16 protein-coding genes are annotated in these 18,406 nt (G+C 71.1%); 8 read left to right on the forward strand and 8 right to left on the reverse strand.

Going from position 1 to position 18,406, the window contains the following annotated elements; all coding sequences use genetic code 11:
- Window positions 1-279: 279 nt before the first annotated feature.
- Complete coding sequence (locus ABT070_RS44855; RefSeq protein ID WP_351768992.1) at window positions 280-1,590, reverse strand: NAD(P)-binding domain-containing protein; 1,311 nt, start codon at window positions 1,588-1,590, stop codon at window positions 280-282.
- Between the two features lie 189 nt (window positions 1,591-1,779).
- Between ABT070_RS44855 and ABT070_RS44860 the strand changes: the two genes are divergently transcribed.
- From ABT070_RS44860 to ABT070_RS44875, 4 genes are all read left to right on the forward strand, one after another.
- Window positions 1,780-2,433: a TetR/AcrR family transcriptional regulator gene (locus ABT070_RS44860; protein ID WP_351768994.1), complete on the forward strand. Its 654-nt coding sequence runs from the start codon at window positions 1,780-1,782 to the stop codon at window positions 2,431-2,433.
- Window positions 2,430-4,142 (forward strand): FAD-dependent oxidoreductase, encoded by a 1,713-nt coding sequence (locus ABT070_RS44865; protein ID WP_351768996.1) that lies wholly within the window; start codon window positions 2,430-2,432, stop codon window positions 4,140-4,142. The genes ABT070_RS44860 and ABT070_RS44865 overlap by 4 nt, the downstream gene beginning before the upstream one ends.
- A complete protein-coding gene (locus ABT070_RS44870) occupies window positions 4,139-4,750 on the forward strand; it encodes an acetoacetate decarboxylase family protein (RefSeq protein WP_351768997.1) in 612 nt (203 codons plus the stop codon). The genes ABT070_RS44865 and ABT070_RS44870 overlap by 4 nt, the downstream gene beginning before the upstream one ends.
- A gap of 147 nt (window positions 4,751-4,897) precedes the next feature.
- Entirely contained in the window at window positions 4,898-5,833 is a 936-nt protein-coding gene (locus tag ABT070_RS44875) for an alpha/beta hydrolase family protein (protein ID WP_351768999.1), read from the forward strand.
- Between the two features lie 162 nt (window positions 5,834-5,995).
- On the opposite strand, the gene ABT070_RS44880 is transcribed toward ABT070_RS44875, so the two are convergent.
- The 4 genes from ABT070_RS44880 to ABT070_RS44895 form a co-directional block, all read right to left on the reverse strand.
- Entirely contained in the window at window positions 5,996-7,237 is a 1,242-nt protein-coding gene (locus ABT070_RS44880) for an MFS transporter (RefSeq protein ID WP_351769001.1), read from the reverse strand.
- Between the two features lie 219 nt (window positions 7,238-7,456).
- The gene (locus ABT070_RS44885) at window positions 7,457-9,292 is read right to left on the reverse strand and encodes an AMP-dependent synthetase/ligase (protein ID WP_351769003.1); all 1,836 of its coding nucleotides are present in this window, start codon (window positions 9,290-9,292) and stop codon (window positions 7,457-7,459) included.
- A 189-nt stretch (window positions 9,293-9,481) separates the two neighbouring features.
- The gene (locus ABT070_RS44890) at window positions 9,482-10,630 is read right to left on the reverse strand and encodes an acyl-CoA dehydrogenase family protein (protein WP_451102881.1); all 1,149 of its coding nucleotides are present in this window, start codon (window positions 10,628-10,630) and stop codon (window positions 9,482-9,484) included.
- The gene (locus ABT070_RS44895) at window positions 10,627-11,652 is read right to left on the reverse strand and encodes an LLM class F420-dependent oxidoreductase (protein ID WP_351769004.1); all 1,026 of its coding nucleotides are present in this window, start codon (window positions 11,650-11,652) and stop codon (window positions 10,627-10,629) included. The genes ABT070_RS44890 and ABT070_RS44895 overlap by 4 nt, the downstream gene beginning before the upstream one ends.
- 307 nt (window positions 11,653-11,959) lie before the next feature.
- Between ABT070_RS44895 and ABT070_RS44900 the strand changes: the two genes are divergently transcribed.
- From ABT070_RS44900 to ABT070_RS44915, 4 genes are all read left to right on the forward strand, one after another.
- Window positions 11,960-12,697 (forward strand): TetR/AcrR family transcriptional regulator, encoded by a 738-nt coding sequence (locus ABT070_RS44900; protein WP_351769006.1) that lies wholly within the window; start codon window positions 11,960-11,962, stop codon window positions 12,695-12,697.
- Between the two features lie 136 nt (window positions 12,698-12,833).
- A complete protein-coding gene (locus ABT070_RS44905) occupies window positions 12,834-13,343 on the forward strand; it encodes a DUF4334 domain-containing protein (RefSeq protein WP_351769008.1) in 510 nt (169 codons plus the stop codon).
- The gene (locus ABT070_RS44910; protein ID WP_351769010.1) at window positions 13,340-14,431 is read left to right on the forward strand and encodes an NAD(P)-dependent alcohol dehydrogenase; all 1,092 of its coding nucleotides are present in this window, start codon (window positions 13,340-13,342) and stop codon (window positions 14,429-14,431) included. The genes ABT070_RS44905 and ABT070_RS44910 overlap by 4 nt, the downstream gene beginning before the upstream one ends.
- 109 nt (window positions 14,432-14,540) lie before the next feature.
- Window positions 14,541-15,752, forward strand: coding sequence for a TetR/AcrR family transcriptional regulator (locus ABT070_RS44915; protein WP_351769012.1), 1,212 nt, complete (start codon window positions 14,541-14,543; stop codon window positions 15,750-15,752).
- 188 nt (window positions 15,753-15,940) lie between these two features.
- Here ABT070_RS44915 and ABT070_RS44920 read toward each other — a convergent pair whose 3' ends face one another.
- The 3 genes from ABT070_RS44920 to ABT070_RS44930 form a co-directional block, all read right to left on the reverse strand.
- Complete coding sequence (locus tag ABT070_RS44920; protein WP_351769014.1) at window positions 15,941-17,140, reverse strand: oxygenase MpaB family protein; 1,200 nt, start codon at window positions 17,138-17,140, stop codon at window positions 15,941-15,943.
- 619 nt (window positions 17,141-17,759) lie between these two features.
- On the reverse strand, window positions 17,760-18,131 hold the full coding sequence (locus tag ABT070_RS44925) for a fic family toxin-antitoxin system, toxin component (protein ID WP_351769016.1): 372 nt from the start codon (window positions 18,129-18,131) through the stop codon (window positions 17,760-17,762).
- Window positions 18,128-18,385, reverse strand: a complete 258-nt coding sequence (locus ABT070_RS44930; RefSeq protein WP_351769017.1) for a hypothetical protein — start codon at window positions 18,383-18,385, stop codon at window positions 18,128-18,130. Before ABT070_RS44930 ends, ABT070_RS44925 begins: the two co-directional genes overlap by 4 nt.
- Window positions 18,386-18,406: the final 21 nt, after the last annotated feature.

Raw genomic sequence — 18,406 nt, forward strand, 5'->3', positions numbered from 1 at the left:
GACGGGTAGGCCAGCGCGCCCAACGTCAGGGCCAGCGCGCCCCCTACGACGACAGTGCCCAACATGTTCCGCGAAAGTTGCACCATTCCTCCTGCGTGTCGGGAAATCCACTGCCCTGCCATCACCTGATCGGTGCGGACGAAGGGAATACGCGCGGCGTGCCGTCCGGGCTCACCGGACCCGGCAGAAGCTTCATGGGCGGCACACAGGAAGACCGAACACGGGCCTGTCGGGGATTCACCGGGACCGGCCCGTCGGCGGAGGTGTACGGCCGTTCCGTTACCGCCGCACCGCTCTGCGCCTGCGCTCCTTGGTCAGTTCCCTCAGATACGCCTGCGCGTCCACCTGGATGGTGTGCCGGGTCGAGGCGACGTACCGCCGGGCCGTCCGGGCGCGGTACGTGCGGATCTCGTCGAGCATCTCCTCCCGTCCGGGCAGCGTGCACCTGTCCTCCAGCAGGTCGGCGACCCACTGCGACTGTGCTTCGGCCAACGGCATGACGGCGCCGAGCGGTTGAACCAGACCGATGAAGTACAGCCCGGGCCGATCGGGCGCGGCAACCCGGTGGTAGAGCCCCGGATCGTTGTCCTTGGAGTCGATCAGCTCGTCCTCGAGGAAAGGGAACGCGATGTCGTACCCCGTGCAGTAGATGATCGTGTCGATCTCCTCGACGCTTCCGTCGTCGAAGAACACATGGCCGGCGTCGGCCTTTCGCGGCGCGGGTTTCACGGTGATGTCGCCGTGGCCGAGCCGGGACAGCAGGTCGTCGGAGATCGTCGGATGGGCGGCCAGGACGCGGTGGGCGGGGGCGGGCAGCCCGTAATCCGCCAGTCGGCCTCGGCTCAGCCGCAGCAGGAGCTGAAGCCCGCGGTCCTGAACGGCGAGGGGCGCCTTGGCCAGCCACGAGTGGGTCAGATGGTCGGTGGGCGTGCCGAACAGGTACTTGGGCAGAATGTGCGCACCTCGGCGCATGGCGAGGAACGTCCGCCGGGAGACGCGCGAGGTCTCCACGGCGATGTCGCAGGCCGAGTTTCCGATGCCGAGGACGAGGATCCTCCGGTCGGCGAACGGCTCGGGTGTGCGGTAGTCGTGCGAGTGGATCCGGGTGCCTTCGAACTCCGAGACCCCCGCGATGCCGGGCTGCGGCCAACGCGGCTTCCAGTGATGGCCGTTGGCGACGAGGACGGCGTCGTAGACGTCGGTCTCCCGGTCGTCCGTGCCGCGAGGACGTGAGGTCACCGCCCACTTGTCCCCGGCCGGGACGACCCCGACCACCTCGGTGCGGAACCTGATCGACGGGCGCAGCCCGAAGTGGTCCACGAACGCGTCGAAATAGCGCGCTATGTGGGCGTGGCCCGGATAGACCGGATACTCGTCCGACATGGGAAAACTGGCGTACTCCATGATCTGGCGGGACGTGTTGATGTGGAGCGAGCGATACGCCGACGACCGCCCGTTGTCGTTCATGTAGCGCCAGTTGCCCCCTACGTCGGATCCCAGCTCGAAGCAGTCGTAGGCGATGTTCCGTTCCGCGAGAACCTGACAGGCGGCGATCCCGGAAGAACCGGCCCCGATCACACACACCTTCATGCCCACCTCCTTGTGACCAGCCGGTCACATCACCGGCCGACCACAGGCTGGACGGCCCGCCACTCCCTGTCAATGGGTGTGTGAATACCCCCAACTGCCATGCGTGTCAGACCCGTTGACACCCGGCGGCCGAGGGCTCCACCATGACCGGGCGGTCACATGACCGCCCGGTCACACGGAGGAGCACCCATGCCCACGCCCACCTGGACCCGGCTCTCGCCGGCCCGCCGCGAGCGTGTACTGGTCGCGGCGATGGACGAGTTCGGCACCCACGGCTACTCCACGGGCAGCCTCAACGTCATCGCCCGCGAAGCCGGGGTCGCCAAGGGCTCACTCTTCCAGTACTTCTCGGGCAAGCTCGATCTCTTCACCTACGTCGCCGAACAGACATCGCTCCGCATCTACGCGCACATGCGGCCCTGGCTCGACGGCTACGACGGGACCGGCGACTTCTCCACGCATCTCGTCGACTCGCTGGAGGCCTGGCTCGACTACTTCGCCGGGCAGCCGCTGGAGCGCGGGGTGACCGCCGCCACCAACATGGAGATGGACCCCACGGTACGGGACGCGGTCCGGGTGCCCGTGAACGCCCTCTACCTGGCCGGCCTGCGCCCCCTCCTGGAACGGGCCGTCACCGGCGGGAACCTGCGCAAGGACGCCGACCTGGACGCGCTGCTGTCGCTTCTGCTCGTGCTCCTGCCCCACCTCGCGATCCTCCCGCACGTCCCCGGACCGGACAGTCCCCTTCCGCTCACCTCGGTCCACCCCCAGGTGCGGCGCGAGAACCTCGAACGTCTCGTCACCCCGCTGCTGGCCGACTTCAGAGCGAGAGACGACCGGTGACGGCCTTCGACTACGACGTCCTCGTCGTCGGCTCCGGGTTCGGCGGCAGCGTCAGCGCGCTCCGCCTCACCGAGAAGAACTACCGGGTCGGCGTCCTGGAGGCCGGCCGGCGCTTCGCCGACACCGACTTTCCGCGGACGTCCTGGCACGTGCGGAACTACTTGTTCGCGCCCCGCCTCGGATGCACGGGCATCCTCCGCATGTCTTTGCTCGGCGACATCCTCGTGCTCAGCGGGGCCGGTGTCGGCGGCGGATCCCTCGGCTACGCCAACACGCTCTACGAACCGCCGGCCGCCTTCTACGAGGGCTCGCGCTGGGCGTCCCTCACCGACTGGCGCCGTGAACTGGCCCCCTTCTTCGCACAAGCCCGCCGCATGCTCGGCGTCACACCCAACCCGGTGTTCACCGAAGCCGACCTGCTGCTCAAGGACACCGCGCGAGACCTCGGCTGCGGCGACGCATTCCGCCCCACCCCGGTCGGAGTCCACTTCGGCCCGGCCGGTGCCGCACCGGGCGCGGCGGTGCCCGACCCGTACTTCGGCGGCGCCGGACCCGCGCGCAACACCTGTCTCAACTGCGGTGCCTGCATGACCGGTTGCCGGCACAACGCGAAGAACACCCTGCCCAAGAACTATCTCGGCCTGGCCGAACGGGCCGGCGCGCGCGTCATGGAGCGGCGCACCGTCACGGGTGTCACGCGCGCCGGCGACGGCTGGGCCGTCACCTCGGTCCGCACCGGGGCCGTCCCGCGCAGGCGGCGGCAGACACTCACGGCACGCCACGTGATCTTCGCGGCCGGGGCGCTGGGTACGCAGCGTCTGCTGCACACCCTCAAGGACGACGGCTCCCTCGCCGACATCTCACCCCGGCTGGGACGGCTGACCCGTACCAACTCGGAGGCCGTCCTCGCGGTCCGCGCCCGAGAGCGCGACGCGGACTACTCACGGGGCGTGGCCATCACCTCGTCCGTCCGTCTGGACGACACCACCCATGTCGAGCCGGTCCGCTACGGCCGCGGCAGCAACCTGCTCGGACTGCTCGGAGCCATGCTCGTCGACCCGGTGCCGGGACGGTCCCGCCTGCGCGTGGGACTCGGTGTCATGGCACGCAACGCCCGCCGTCTTCCCGCCCTTCACAACCCTCGCCGCTGGTCCCAGCAGTCCGTGGTGCTGCTGGTCATGCAGTCGGTCGACAACTCGGTGACCACCTGTCTGCGGCGCACCCGGACCGGACAGCGCCGCCTCAGCAGCCGGCCCGGCGAGGGCGCACCCAATCCGACCTGGATTCCCGCCGGGCACCGAGCCGCCCGTGCGGCAGCCGACCGGATCGGCGGCCAGGCCTGCGGCACCTGGGCAGACCTCTTCGACATCCCCACCACCGGCCACCTGATCGGCGGATGCACCGTCGGAGACAGCGCCCGTACCGGCGTCATCGACCCCTACCACCGCCTCCACGGCTATCCCGGACTGCATGTCATCGACGGTTCCACCATCTCCGCCAACCTCGGCGTCAACCCCTCGCTCACCATCACCGCCTTCGCCGAGCGGGCGACCGCCCTGTGGCCCAACAACGGAGACTCCGACCCCCGCCCCGCCCCCGGTCTCCCGTACCGCCGTGTCGCACCCGTCCCACCGCGTCGGCCGGCCGTTCCGGCCACCGCCCCGGGCGCCCTGCGCCTCCCACCTCCCCATGGAACGGACGCGGAATGAATCCCTATCCGGACGAGCCCTGGCACCTGGCCGGACAGATGTACCTGTCCCTCTGGCTGGTGCCGCGGGCGGAACTTCCCCCCGTCGCGCCCGGCACCCGCCACCTCGTCCTCGGCGGCCGCGGCCTGGTGGGCGCAGCCTGGGTCGTCTACGAGCACGACAGCGTCCTGCACTACAACGAACTGCTGCGGGCGGTCCTGGTGCGGGACGGCGCGCGGGCCCGCGTCTGTATCACCGACATCTGGGTGGACAGCGAGATCTCCATGGCCGGCGGTCGCGCGCTGTGGGGCATTCCCAAGGAGATGGCGGTCTTCGAGGTCCAGCGAGCGGACGCCACTTCGTGCGCCGCCAAGACCGACCAAGGGACGCTCGCGGCCGGCCGGTACACCGAGCGGAGAAGCCTGCCCGGCCGCTGGCCGCTGGCCTTCAAACTGGCGCAGACGCTGAACGGGCGGATGAAGACCAGCCGGGTCCGCAGCAGCGCGGCTCTGCGCCTGGCGCGTGCCGAGTGGACGGCGCCTGCCGACAGCCGCCTCGGCACGCTCGGCCGCCGTGCCCCCTTGGTCAGCCTCACGCTGCGGGACTTCACCCTGCGCTTCGGCGGCTGAGCGTCCCCCGCGACCGGTCACCGCGGTCCGGTTCAACCCGGCCCGCCCCACCCCGGCCCCGTTCCGCCCACCCCGGTTCAGCCCCGCCCCGCCCCGGAGACGTACCACCAGAAATCACTGTTTCCTCCCCACAGAAAAGGTGATCTCGTGTTCCGTACACTCCTGCGGTCCATGACCGCTCTGCTGCTGACCGCAGCGGCAGCCCTCACCCTCGCACCAGCCGCCCACGCGACGGAGGCCGCGGTCTCCGTGCGCGCGGCGGACCCGTCCACCACGGGGTCGTTCCCCGTCGCCTATACCGATCTCACGGTCTCGGCCTCGGGCCGCTCGTACAGCGCACGCGTCTGGTACCCCGGCACGACGGCCGGTGCCAACGCGCCGGTCGCGGCGGGCGCCCACCCCGGCCTCGCCTTCGGACACGGCTTCTTCCAGGCCATCACCCAGTACGAGAGCCTGCTCAAGCACTACGCCTCCTGGGGAATCATCACCGTCGCGCCGAAGTCCCAGGGCGGCCTGTTCCCCAGCCACTCGGCGTTCGCCGACGACCTGAACGCGGCACTCACCTGGCTCACCGCTCAGAACGGCACCACGGGCGCACGGTTCGCGGGCGCGGTCAGCACCGGCCGGCTCGCCGTCTCGGGGCACTCGATGGGCGGGGGCGCGGCACTGGTCGCCGCGAGCCGGAACCCTGCCGTCAAGTCCGTCTCCACCCTCGCGGCCGCGGAGACCAACCCCTCGGCCGTCACCGCTTCCGGCGCGCTGAGCATCCCCGTCCAGTACGTCGGCGGCAGCGCGGACAGCATCGCCGGTGTCGCCGCCAACCAGCAGAAGATGTACGACGCCAAGCCGTCCGCCACCCAACTGCGCGTCATCACCGGTGGGTTCCACTGCGGATTCGAGGACAGCTCCGGCATCGGCTGCGACAGCGGGACCGTCACCCGCGCCGCCCAGCTGCGACTGACCTACGGCGTCACGACCGCCTGGCTGCTCCACACGCTCGGCGTCGACTCCTCCCTGTACGACCAGGTGTGGGGTTCCGCCGCCCAGAACCTGGCCGGTGTCGTGTACTCCGCCAAGCCCTGAGCACCTCGTCGTGCGGGACGCCACGGAAGGACTCGTGACGGCCCGTCCGCCGAGGTCACCCCTGACGTCCGCGGACCCTGCGCGGCGTCGCTGATCGATACGTGGTACGCCATGGCCGCCCCACGGGACCCCGCCGGGACAGGGGGCCGTTCCGTCGGGCGGTCAGGCGACTTTCGCCTCTTCGAAGGAACCGGGCTGCGTCTGCCGCGTGTGCCGGTGGTGGTGTTGTCGTGCCCAGCGGACGGCGAGTGGTGCCGCCAGGCCGGTCAGGGCGAACATGACTCCGACGACGTACCAGCCGGGGCGGCCCCAGGTGATGCAGAGCCCGATGAGGAGAGCCGGCCCAAAGGCATCGGCCAGTCCGGCGCCCAGGCCGAACACTCCCAGGTACTGGCCGGTGGCGTGCCTCGGGGCGAGGGCGAAGGACACCTCGAAACCGGCGGCGGCGTGCCAGAGTTCACCGACCGTGTGGATCACCACGGCGACGATGAGCAGGGTTGCGGCGGCCCAGGCCGGTGTCCCCGCGGACAGGGAGATCAGTGAGCAGGCGATGAGAAAGGCCACTCCTGCCCGGCGGTAGGCGTTTCCGCCCGCCTCGGGGGAATCGATGTCGCGGCTGGCTCGCACCTGGAATGCGACGACGATGACGGTTCCGGTGAGCATGGTTCCCGAGATGAGCCAGCGCGGGGCCGTGGTGGCACCGACCAGCCAGAGGGGAATGGCCACGGTGAGCACCTTGAACTGGATGGCCATGACGCCGTCGAGGACGGTGAGCAGCAGGTAGGGGCGGTCTCGGAGGGCGATCCAGCGAGGGCCGCCGGTGGCCGGGACCGGCGCGACCGGCGGGAGCAGGATCAGCAGCGCCGCGGACACCACGAAGGCGATCGCGTTGCCGACGGCCATGAGCTGATAGGCCGTGAGGGTGCCCACCTGTACGACCCACCCCGCTCCCAGCGCGCCGAGCGAGATACCGACGTTGGTCACCGCGCGGAGGTAGGCCCGGAACTCCTGCGGCCGGTCCCCTCCGTAGTGCCTGATGAGCGGGGAGCGGGCGGCTGTTCCGGCCGCCTTCGCCCCGGCGGCCGAGCCGACGGCCAGCACGAACGGCCAGAAGCCGTCCACCAGCACGAACCCCGCCGTGGCCAGTGCCTGCACCACGAGGGTGGCCGCGTAGACACCACGTGCTCCACAGCGGTCCGCCAGATGACCGACCGCGACGCCGAGGACGAGCGCGACAAGCCCGGCGATGCCGAGCCCGAACCCCACCTGGTCCGCCGGAAGGTGAACCGCCTCGGTGAAATACAGCACCCCTGCGGTCAGATAGAGGCCGCTGCCGACGGTGTACACGAAATTCGAGGCCACGAGGACGCGCTGCGGCCCGGCATCCGGCATCAAGCGGGGCATGACAAGACTCCACCTCAAGGGCAGGAAGTAAGGGACCCGCAAGCTTGTTGCATATTACTTGCAAGAGCAAGACCGCATGCTCGACGAACTCGCGGTCCGCCCCGCTTCCGCATCGGAGCGGAGCGGGGGCGGGCCGGGCCGGGCCGGGCCGGGCCGCGAGACCCACGGCCCCTGAGCCGTCTCGGCTGTGTCGATGCCCGGTTCAGCCAGATGCCCGGTTCAGCCCTGATAGAGCCCGGACAGCGCGTCGGCGTACTTGTCCCGGATGACCCGGCGCCGCATCTTCAGCGACGGCGTCAGCTCGCCGGTCGCCGGACCCCACTCCTCGGCCAGCAGCTCGTACCGCTTGACCTGCTCGGTGCGGTTGAGCCGGGTGTTGGCGGCGGCCACCGCGCGGTCCACCTCGGCCCGGACGGCGGGATGTTCCGCCAGCCCGGCCGGTCCCCCGCCCGCCTCGACGCCGTTGGCCGCGGCCCAGGCGGGGGCGGCCTCCGCGTCGAGCACCAGCAGGGCGACCAGATAGGAGCGGTTGTCTCCGTGCACCATCGCCTGGCCGATGAGCGGGTGTTCCTTGAGTGCGTTCTCCACCAGGGCGGGCGAGACGTTCTTGCCGGTGGAGGTGATGATCATCTCCTTCTTCCGGTCGGTGAGCCAGAGGTAGCCGTCCTCGTCCGTCCGGCCGATGTCACCGGTGGCCAGCCAGCCGTCGGCGTCCAGGGCGGACCGCGCCGAGCCGTCCGGCTGGAGGTAGCCGGAGAACACGGACGAGCCCCGCACCAAGATCTCGCCGTCCTCGGCGATGCGGATCTCCACGGACTCCACCGGGCGTCCCACCGAGCCGAGCCGGAAGCCGGTCCTCGGGCTGTTGCCGGTGGCCACGCCGGTGGTCTCGGTCAGCCCCCAGGCGTCCATGACGACGATGCCGAACCCGGCCCAGAAATTGACCACGTCGACCGACATCGGTGCCGACGCGCTGGCCGCCCAGGTCACCCGGTCCAGTCCGCCCGCGGCCAGCATGGGCAGCAGCACGTCCTGGCGGACGCGGGCGTAGCGCTCCTCCAGCTCGGCGGGCGGCGTCTCGCCCCGCTCGCGGTACCCGATGCGCTCGCGGGCGACCTCGAACGCCCGGTCGACGACCACCCGCTGGTCGGCCGGCATCAGCGCGAGGACGGCCCGCACCGCGGTGGCCAGTTTCTCCCAGACCCTCGGCACGCCGAAGAACTGTGCGGGGCGCACCGTGCGCACGACGGCGGCGACGCGCGTGGGGTCGGCGCAGAGGTAGACGTGCGAGGCCCGGTGGCAGGGCAGGTAGATGCCCAGCATCCGTTCGGCGATGTGGGCGAACGGCAGGTAGCAGATGTGCTCGACGTGCGGCGGCAGCTCCACCACGGCATCCAGCGCCAGCGCGTTGGCCATCACCTCGCGGTGGGTGAGGACAACCCCCTTGGGTTCACCGGTGGTGCCGGAGGTGTAGACGACGGTCAGCGGATCCCCTGGGCGGGCGGCGTCCAGTTCCTCGGCGAACTGCTCCGGCACCGGTTCGCGGAGCAGGTCGGCGTACGGGAAGTGGCCGTCCTCCGCACCCGCCTCGGCCACCACCATCCGCTCCAGCGGGGTGCCGGGGTCGGCCAGCAGCGGCTCCCATACGGCGACCTGCGCCGCCCCCTCCACCACGGCGAGGCGGGCCCGGCAGTTGCGGGCGATGTGGGTGATCTGCTCGGGGGCCGCGGTGCCGTAGACGCTCACCGGGACCGCGCCGAGGCGGACCAGCGCCAGGTCCGACAGCCAGTGTTCGGGACGGTTGGCCATCATCAGCAGTACGTGGTCGCCGCGGCCGACGCCGAGGGCCCGGTAGCCGGCGGCCAGGCTCCGGGTGTGCTCGTGGATCTCCGCCCAGCTGAACGTCGTCCAGTCGCCGCCGTCCGGATCCGCCGACTGCCAGGAGAGGCCGGGGAGTTCGGGGTACTCGTGGGCGTTGCGGGCCAGCAACTGCGGCAGGGTCCGGTCGGCCGGGGCGTCGGGCAGATCGCCGGCGGTACGGGGTGCTGATGTCATCGGGGCCTCCTTGCGGATCGGAAGGGAACGTCTGGGGAGACCGGGGCGCCGGGAAGCCTCTGCGGGCGTGCCCGGTGGAGCCGGGCCAAGAGGTGGGGGGCCGCCCGTGGGTCCGGGCTCCGGGGAAGGGCGGCCCTGTCCGAAGCCGCGAACGCAACACACGTGTCGTCGAGGGGAGTCGGCCGGGGCTCAACCGAGCAGTGAGCGGCCGATGATCTCCTTCATGATCTCGGTGGTGCCGCCGTAGATGGTCTGGACTCGGCTGTCGAGGAACGCCCGGGCCACCCTGAACTCGCTCATGTAGCCGTATCCGCCATGGAGTTGGAGACAGCGGTCGACGATCCGCTTCTGGAGTTCGGTGGCCCACCACTTGGCCATCGACGCGTGCACGGCGTCGAGCCGGCCTTGACCGTGCTCGGTGACGCAGCGGTCCAGGAAGGTACGGGTGACCGCGGTCTCGGTGGCCATCTCGGCGATCTCGAAGCGGATGTGCTGGAGCCCGGCCAGCGCTCTCCCGAACGCCTCGCGCTCCTTCACGTACCGCGTGGTGACGTCCAGGATCTCCTCGGCCGCGGCGGCGGCGCCTACCGCGATGGCCAGCCGCTCCTGGGCGAGGTTGCCCATGAGGTGGGCGAAGGCCCGGTTCTCCTCGCCCAGCAGGTTCTCCTTGGGGACGCGCACGTCGTCGAAGAACAACTCGGCGGTGTCCTGGGCCTTCTGGCCGATCTTGTCGAGGTTGCGGCCGCGTTCGAAGCCCTCCATGCCGCGCTCGACGACGAGCAGGCTCTGACCGCCGCTTCCGCCCTCGGGGGTGGTCCGGGCGACCACGACGACGAGGTCGGCGAGGATGCCGTTGGAGATGAAGGTCTTCGCGCCGTTGAGCAGGTAGTGGTCGCCCCGGTCGGTGGCGGTGGTGCGGATGCCCTGGAGGTCGGAACCGGCGCCGGGTTCCGTCATGGCGATGGCGGTGACGATGTCGCCGGAGACGAACCCGGGCAGCCAGCGGCGTTTCTGCTCCTCGTCGGCGAGCCGGGTCAGGTACGGGCCGACGATGTCGTTGTGCAGGCTCAGGGCCAGTCCGGTGACGCCGGCGCGGGCGAACTCCTCGATGAGGACGGCGCTGTACCGGAAGTCGCCGGTCCCGCCGCCGCCGTACTCCTCGTCGACGGCCATGCCCAGCAGGCCCTGGCGGCCCGCCGAACGCCACACCTCGCGGTCGACGACGCCGTCCTTCTCCCAGCGTGCGTGGTGCGGGGCGACCTCCTTGGCGAGGAAGGTCCGCACCGTCTCCCGGAAGGCCTCGTGGTCGGGGCCGTACAGGTCGCGTTCCAGGGTCACAGCCAACTCCTCACGTGCTCGATCAACCGAGCGGGATCGGGACCGACGGGGGTGACGTTGAGCATGGTCACGCCCGCCTCGCGGAAGACCTCGACGCGGTCGCGGACATAACCCTCGGGCCCGGCGAGGCAGAGGTGCTCCAGCAGTTCGGCCGGTACGGCGGCCTCGGCCTCCTTCTTGCGGCCCGCGAGGTAGTGCTCCTGGATGGCGGCCGCGGCGGACTCGTAGCCGTAGGAGCAGACCAGGTCGTGGTAGAAGTTGCGGCCGGGCGCGCCCATGCCGCCGACGTAGAGGGCGACGGTGGGGCGCATCAGGTCACGGACCCTCTCGGCGTCGTCGCCGATGGCCAGCGGGCCGCCCGCCACGACCGAGAGCGGGCCGAGTGCGGGATCGCGCTCGGCGCCGCCCTCGGCCAGGGAGCGGCCCCAGACCCTGGCGGCGTGCTCGGGGACGTAGAGGAACGGCAGCCATCCGTCGGCGATCTCGGCGGCCATCCGGACGTTGGCCGGGCCCAGCGCCGCGACGTAGACCGGGATGGCGTCGCGGACCGGGTGGTTCAGCAGCTTCAGCGGTTTGCCGAGGGTGCCGCCCTTCTCGGGTGGCAGGGGCAGGTCGGTGATGCCGTGGTGCTCGATCACCTCGCGCCGCCAGATCCGCCGGGACAGTTCGATCACCTCGCGGGTGCGGCCCAGCGGTCGGTCGTACCGGCGGCCGTGCCAGCCCTCGACGACCTGGGGTCCGGAGGCGCCGAGGCCGAGGAGGGCGCGGCCGCCGCTGAGGGCGTCGAGGCCGGCCGCGGTCTGGGCGATCAGCGCGGGGGTGCGCGAGTAGACGTTGAGGATGGCCGCGCCGATCCGCATCCGCTCGGTCTTCGCGGCGAGGTACCCCATGATCGTCGGGGAGTCGAAGCCGTAGGCCTCGGCCACCCAGACGGCGTCGAGGCCCGCGGACTCCAGGGCGGCGGCCCGGTCCGCGGCGGCGCGCGGATCGCCGGCGTACATCAGGGGGGAGGACAGTTCCATCAGCTGTGGTCCTTCAGAAGTTCGGGCGCGCCCCGGTGCCGGCTCATGGGTTCCTTTCTCGGTGCAGAGCGGACTCATCGCCGCCGACCGGAGACCTACTGAGCGTTCGCTAAGAACGTAGGAGTGCGCCCCCGGTCGGTCAACTCCCCGTACAGCACTTGTTTTTGTGGACCGACACCGGGAAAGTGACAGCACGCCGGTACCCGATGCCAGGCTTTGCTGATCGATCGCTAAGCAGCTGGAAGGAGGCGTCGCGGACTCACGGCCGCACGACGTCGCCGATCGCCGCCCGTCCCGAGGAGAGTCGTTGAACAGGGAGCCGCACCAGGAACCCACGCTCCCGGCGGAGCACTGGCGCTCCTACGGACCGCTCGGCCTGCACCCGATCCTGACGCACGCCATGGAGGCCTTCAACGAGCACGGCTACCACGGCACTTCGGTACGGGACATCGCCGGCCGGGTCGGAGTCACCGTCCCCGCGCTCTACTACCACTACGCGAACAAACAGGCGCTGCTGACCACCCTGCTGGAGACGTCCATCAAGGACGTCCTGGACCGCTGCCGGGCCGCTGCCGAGGAAGCCGGAAACGATCCGCCGGCGCGATTCTGCGGCATGGTCGAGTCGATCGTCCTCTACATGGCCCACCGTCAGCAGTTGGCTTTCCTGGACACCGAGATACGCAGCCTGGAACCGGCGAACCGGGCACGCTACGTCGCCCTGCGCGACTACCTCGAGCACATGCTGCTGGACACCGTCGAGGCGGGCCGCTCCCAGGGCGTCTTCACCACGCCGATCCCGGCCGACGCGGTGCGCGCGGTGCTCATCATGTGCCAGGGCGTCGCCGACTGGTTCCGCGCGGACGGCCCGCTCAGCGCGGAGGAGGTCGCCGAACGCCACGTACTGCTGAGCCTCGGCACCGTGGGCCACCCCGGCGCGGTCACCGGCGGCCCTCCGCTCCCGTTCCCACGGCACTCTTCCCTGCGGCCCCCCGCCCTCGCGCGGACCTCCGCCCCCCGGGGTTCCGCTCCGCGCGCCTCCCGGTGACACGGCGGGGCACCGCACGCTCCCGCCCGCCTCCGCCCGCCGGCAACGGTCGGGGCGGCCACCTCCGGCACATCCCTCACCGGCAACATCCCGACGTTCACCTCTGTGGTTCAGCACTGACGAGAGGACACTCCGCATGGACACGCTCGAGGCCCGCGCCCGGTTCCAGGAACTCCGGGCCAAGGACGGCCTGGTCTCCCCCGTCGAACTCGACGAGATCTGGGCGGCGTTGGCCACCGCTCGCCCCGAGGACATACTCGGCGGGTGGAAGGGCGGCGAGTTCCGCACCGGTCACCCTCTCGAGGGCATGCTGGCCGAGGCCGACTGGTACGGCAAGACGTTCGTCGCCTTGCACGACGCCAAGCCGCTGATGTGCCGGAACGCGGCGGGCGAGCTGTACTCCAACCGCGAGCTCGGCCAGGGCGAGGCCAGCCTGTGGACCGTCGAGTTCCGCGGCGAGCCGACGGCCACCATGGTCTACGACGGCCGGCCGGTCCTCGACCACTTCAAGTGGGTGGACGACACCACGCTGATGGGGATCATGAACGCCAAAGGGGTTCCCCCCGAGGGCCCCTTCTACTACTTCTTCCTCGACCGCGCCCCCGAGCCCCCGCACGAGGGCCCGCGTGCCGACGAGGGCTCGTGAGGCGTGTCCGCGCCGCGGTCACCGAGGCACCGGGCGCCGCGTTCACCGTCCGGGACGCGGACCTCGATGACCCGCGGCCGCGCGAGGTACTGGTGAGGATGACCGCGGTCGGCGTCTGCCACACCGATCTGAGGATGCGGGACACCTGGCCCCGGCAGCTCACCCCGATGGTCTTCGGCCACGAGGGCGCCGGCCGGGTCGTGGCGGTGGGCGCGGAGGTGACCGCCCTCGCGCCGGGGGACGACGTCTGCCTCACCTTCGCCAGTTGCGGTACCTGCGAGCAGTGCGCGGCGGGCCACCCGGCCTACTGCCACGCCGCGCAGGCCCTGAACCTCGCCGGCGGCCGCGACGACGGCACCACTGCGCTCTCTCTCGACGGCACACCGCTGCACGCCGGCTTCTTCGGCCAGTCCAGCTTCGCCACGCACGCCGTCGTCCACGAACGCGGCGTGGTCAAGGTGCCCTCCGACCTACCGGCCGCGGTCGCCGCGCCACTGGGCTGCAGCGGCCAGACGGGCGCGGGCACCGTGCTCAACCGGCTGCGCCCCGAACCGGGTTCCTCGCTGGTCGTCCTGGGCGCGGGCGGGGTGGGCCTGAGCACGATGATGGCCGCGGTGGCCGTGGGCTGCGACCCGGTGGTGGCCGTCGACCCGGTCGCCTCCCGCCGCGCCCTGGCCACCGAACTCGGCGCCAAGGCGGCCCTGTCCCCCGGGGACGGTCTGGTGGCGGCGCTGCGCGACCTCACCGACGGAGGCGCGCACCACGTCGTCGAGACCACCGGCCGTCCGGAGATGGCCCGCCGGGCCGTCGCCGCGCTGCGCCCGCGCGGCGAACTCGCCCTCCTCGGCCTCGGCGGCGAGGTGACGTTCGATGCGATGGGCCTGCTCGCCAAGGGCGTCCGCGTCCACGGGGTGATCGAGGGGGACTCTGATCCCGGACGCTTCATCCCCGAACTGATCGGCCTGCACAGGCGTGGCCTCTTCCCGCTCGACCGGCTGGTCACCGCCTTCCCGTTCGAGGACATCGGCGCGGCCGTGGCCGCCATGGAGGACGGCAGCGTGGTCAAGCCGGTCCTCACCTTCACCTGACACCGACCGCGCCGACCGCGCCGACGGGGAAGTGAGCCTGGAGTCACGTCCTGCGCGGCCCGCGTCGAGGGAGCCCGGCCTCCTGACGGCGTGTGATTGACTCGTCCGCATGGCCTCCTCCGCCTCCCCACCTGCCCGTTCGACCACGACGACCACGCCGACCGGCGGTACGACCGCGGCCGCTCGGCCCCGCAACCGCAAGCAGCTCATCGTCGAGGCGGCCGGGCGGGTCTTCAGCGAGCGCGGCTACCACACGGCGTCCATGGAGGAGGTCGCCGCCGGCGTGGGCATCTCCGCGGCCGCTCTGTACCGGCACTTCCCGAACAAGTACGCGCTGTTCGCCGAGTGCGCCGACGTCATGGTGGACGGACTGGTCGCGGCGCTCGACGAGGTGCCGTCCGGGGCGACCTTGACGGACGTGCTCACCGCCGTCACCCGGATCACCGTCGCTCATCGCGCGTCGGGCGGCGTGTACCGATGGGAGGCCCGGTACCTCAACCGGGAGGACCGCCGGCGTCTCGGGGCGAAGTTCGGCCGCCTCGTCGAGCGGGTCGACGAGGCGGTGCAGCGCGAGCACCCACTGCCTGACGAGCGCCTGCGGGCCATGGCTGCCCTGGGTGCGATCGGGTCCATCACAATGCACCACACCTCCATCGCCCAACGCCGGGCCGAGGAGCTGCTGCTGGCGTCCGCGCTGGGCGTGGCCGCGACTGATCCCGCGGCGGGCCGGCCGGGCGGGCGCCCCGTGGAACTGCCCGCCCGGCCGGTGCCGCGCACGCGGCGTGCGGAGATCCTCTCGGCCTCCGTCCCGCTGTTCGCCCGGGACGGATTCGCCAGCGTCACGAACGGACAGATCGCGGAGGCGGTGGGACTGACCCCGTCCGCGCTCTACCGCCATTACCCCGGCAAGATCGACATCCTGGCGGCGGCCTGCCTCCAGGCGGCGGGACTGCTGGCCCAGGGGGTGGAGCAGAGTCTGCACGAGGTGGCCGGCCCGCACGAGGCCGTCGTCGCGCTGGCGGCAACGTACGTGGCGTACAGCTTTGAATACACCGAGCTCAACAGCGTTGCCGAGGCCGAGCTGGCCGGCTTGCCGGCCGGCCTGCGGCGTCCCGTGGTCCTCGCGCAGCGGGAACACATCGCGGTCTGGGAGCAGCAGTTGCGACTGGTGCGTCCGGAGCTGGACCCACGCCAGGCCCGGGTGCTGGTGCACGCGGGATTCGGCGTGGTGGTCGAGGCGGGGCGCACACTGCGGTGGCAGGACGGTCCCGGCCGACGTGAGGCCGTGACCGCGCTGGTCCTGGGCGCGCTGGGTCTCTGAACGGCCGCCGGACCCCGGCGGCGACGGGGCGCGCGCCCCGTCGCGCAGCACCTCGTACCAGAGTCGCCCTACTGCCCGCCTCGCGGCCGACGGGCCAGCGGGCCGATGCGTCGATGGGCCGATGAACCGTGGGGCCGCCGATGGACCGCAAGGGCCGCGGGGCGGGCGGGCGAGATGGGATCGACGGCTCAGGCCGCCCTGTTTCCGGTGGGGATCGTGATGGGGGTGGTGGTCCCGGAGGAGCCCTTGTTGAGGAACAGCATGGCCAGGGCGCGCACGAACTGGTCGAACATGTAGAAGGTGCCGGGCATGACGGGCGACAGCCCCTCACGGAACAGGATGAACGCCGGCCATACGGTGCGGACCAGGGCCGCCGACGCGTAGTCGCGTTTCAGTCCCAGCCAGTCGCCGACCTCGTCGCTGAGGACGTAGCGCACGAACTCGTTCAGGAAGCCGCGCGTGACGCCGAGGTCGATCTGTGCGGTCAGACCGAGCAGATCCTCGGCCAGCGCGATGCCCTCGGTCGACGGGGTGAGGATCGGGGTGAGCACCTGAGCCGACTGCTTTTCGGCGGCCGCCCAGGTCCGGGGGATGTGCTCGTACGGCACACCGAGCAGATGGACGGCGACCTGCCACGAGTGCAGGAACGCCTCCTGGTCCGCGGCCGGGAACGGGATCTTCCAGTCGAGCAGCTTCCTGTACACGTAGGTGCCCAGGCTGTGGAAGGTGACCAGGATGTCGGCGGCGCTGATCGGGACGGTCTCGTCCGCGACCGCCCGCCAGTGCGGCGACTGCGGCAGCAGATGACGCACCGCAGCGTGCACCACGCGCGTCTTGTTGGCGGTGACGACGAACTGTCCCGTCGGCTCGAAGGCTCCCAGCTGGGACAGGTCGTAGCCGAACGTGAACGTCTTGGCCGCGCGGTCCTGCATGTTCGCGCCACCCGCGGACCAGTAGACGCTCTTGGCCTCGCGCGGAATCACGGTGCTCATGATTCCGCTGCCGAGGCCGTACAGCATGAAGAGGTACGTGTCCCTGCGCCGGTTGAAGTCGGCGGCACGAGCCAGTTTGGCGGGGTCGGCCCACGAGGGCAGCCCGTCGACCTGCCGCAGGTATGCGGCGAATTCGGCCGGCACGCCGCTCGGCAGCGGGTCGTTGTTGTTCACCCACGACGCCCATGCGGTGTTGATCGCCGGCACGTGGCCGTTGTCGACCATCGAGGCCATCAGAGGGTCCGCCGCGTCGTCCCAGATCCACTCCGGGCCGGTCCCCGCGGCGGCTCCAGCCACCGAATCCGTCGACGCCCACGCCTGGGCGGGGGTCGCCACGCCCACGAGGCCGAGCGCGACACCGAGGGACAGTGCCTTACGTCGACTGAGATTCTCCATTGACTTACCTGCTTCCCTGGTTGGGCGGGATGGTCCTAACTGCTTCACAGATACGCCATTTGCACGTCCGGTGCCTGATCCGGCTTGCCACACACATGTGATTTTCGATTAACATAGCGAGGTGTGTTGTCGTCGGCAATGGTGGTGACCGAGGGCTCTTCGCCCGTACGAGGACGGCCCCGCCCTGGACTCCGGCAAAGCCGTCACGGCCTGCTCCCCCACTGCCCTCGGGGGTGTACCGCCAAGGCGTCGGACACGAACCGAAACCGGTTGAAGGCCCGGGCCAGTTGCCGTCGGCTGCGGCGGGAAGCGGCGCGGCGGCGGCAAGCGGCGCGGCGGCGCCGAGCAGGACGAGCACGGCCGCGGCGAGCGGCAGGGTGAGCACGTCGGACGGCCGGTACGCTGTGAAGTCGACGGTGGCGACGAGCGCGACAGCCGGGGCGAGCAGCAGCCAGGCCGCCCGTCCGGGGCGGGCGCCGACGACGGCCACCGGCAGAACGCAGACCACGGCCGCAGCAACTGCGACGGTGACGGCGAGGGAGCTCGGGCAGAGCGGCGGCCTAGACGTTCGACAACGTCTGCACCAGACGGAGTTCAGGAGCCTCCGCCCCGACCGGCGTCAGGGTTTCCAGGTACGCAGGAAGGAGGCGATCCGGGGTGCTGTGCAGCGCGGACTGTTCAACTCGTGTGCGAGCGCGGTGAGTTGTTCCCGGGTGGGGCTGACAGGGATGTTGCTGGCCTCGAGATACATGACGGCGACCGCACAGGCCACGGTCAGATTGGAGCGCTCCAGCCAGCGGCAGCGGCCCAGAGTGTGCACCAGGGCGGCGGCACGGGCGTAGGCGCCGTCGTAGACGGGCGTGTCGAGGAGTTCGCCGCGATGGCGGGCGACTGCTGCGATGGGAACGCCGTAATCGTCGGCGGCCGGGTCACGATGGCCCGCCCGTTCTGCCACTTCGAGGATCCAGGACTCGTCGACGTGCAGAATCACGCGGCGGCACCCGGCCGGGACTCGGCGTACGGAGCGTCGAGTTGCCGCTCCAGGTCCTCGAGGAAGCTGCCGTGTTCATCGATGAGCCGCTGCGCGGCGGTCATGCCGGCGGCGCGAGCGCCGGTCGTGTCTTCGATGATGAGCCGCTCCACGTACTTGTTGAAGTCCAGTCGGCGGGCGGCCGCGGCGGCCTTGCCGGCCGCCAGCACGTCCTCTTCGAGCCGGACCTGTGTCTGCTTCTTCGTGGAAGTCACACTCCGCACGATAGCAGGGTG

It is taken from the genome of Streptomyces sp. NPDC002884 (genome assembly GCF_040295245.1).
Taxonomy (GTDB): Bacteria; Actinomycetota; Actinomycetes; order Streptomycetales; family Streptomycetaceae; genus Streptomyces.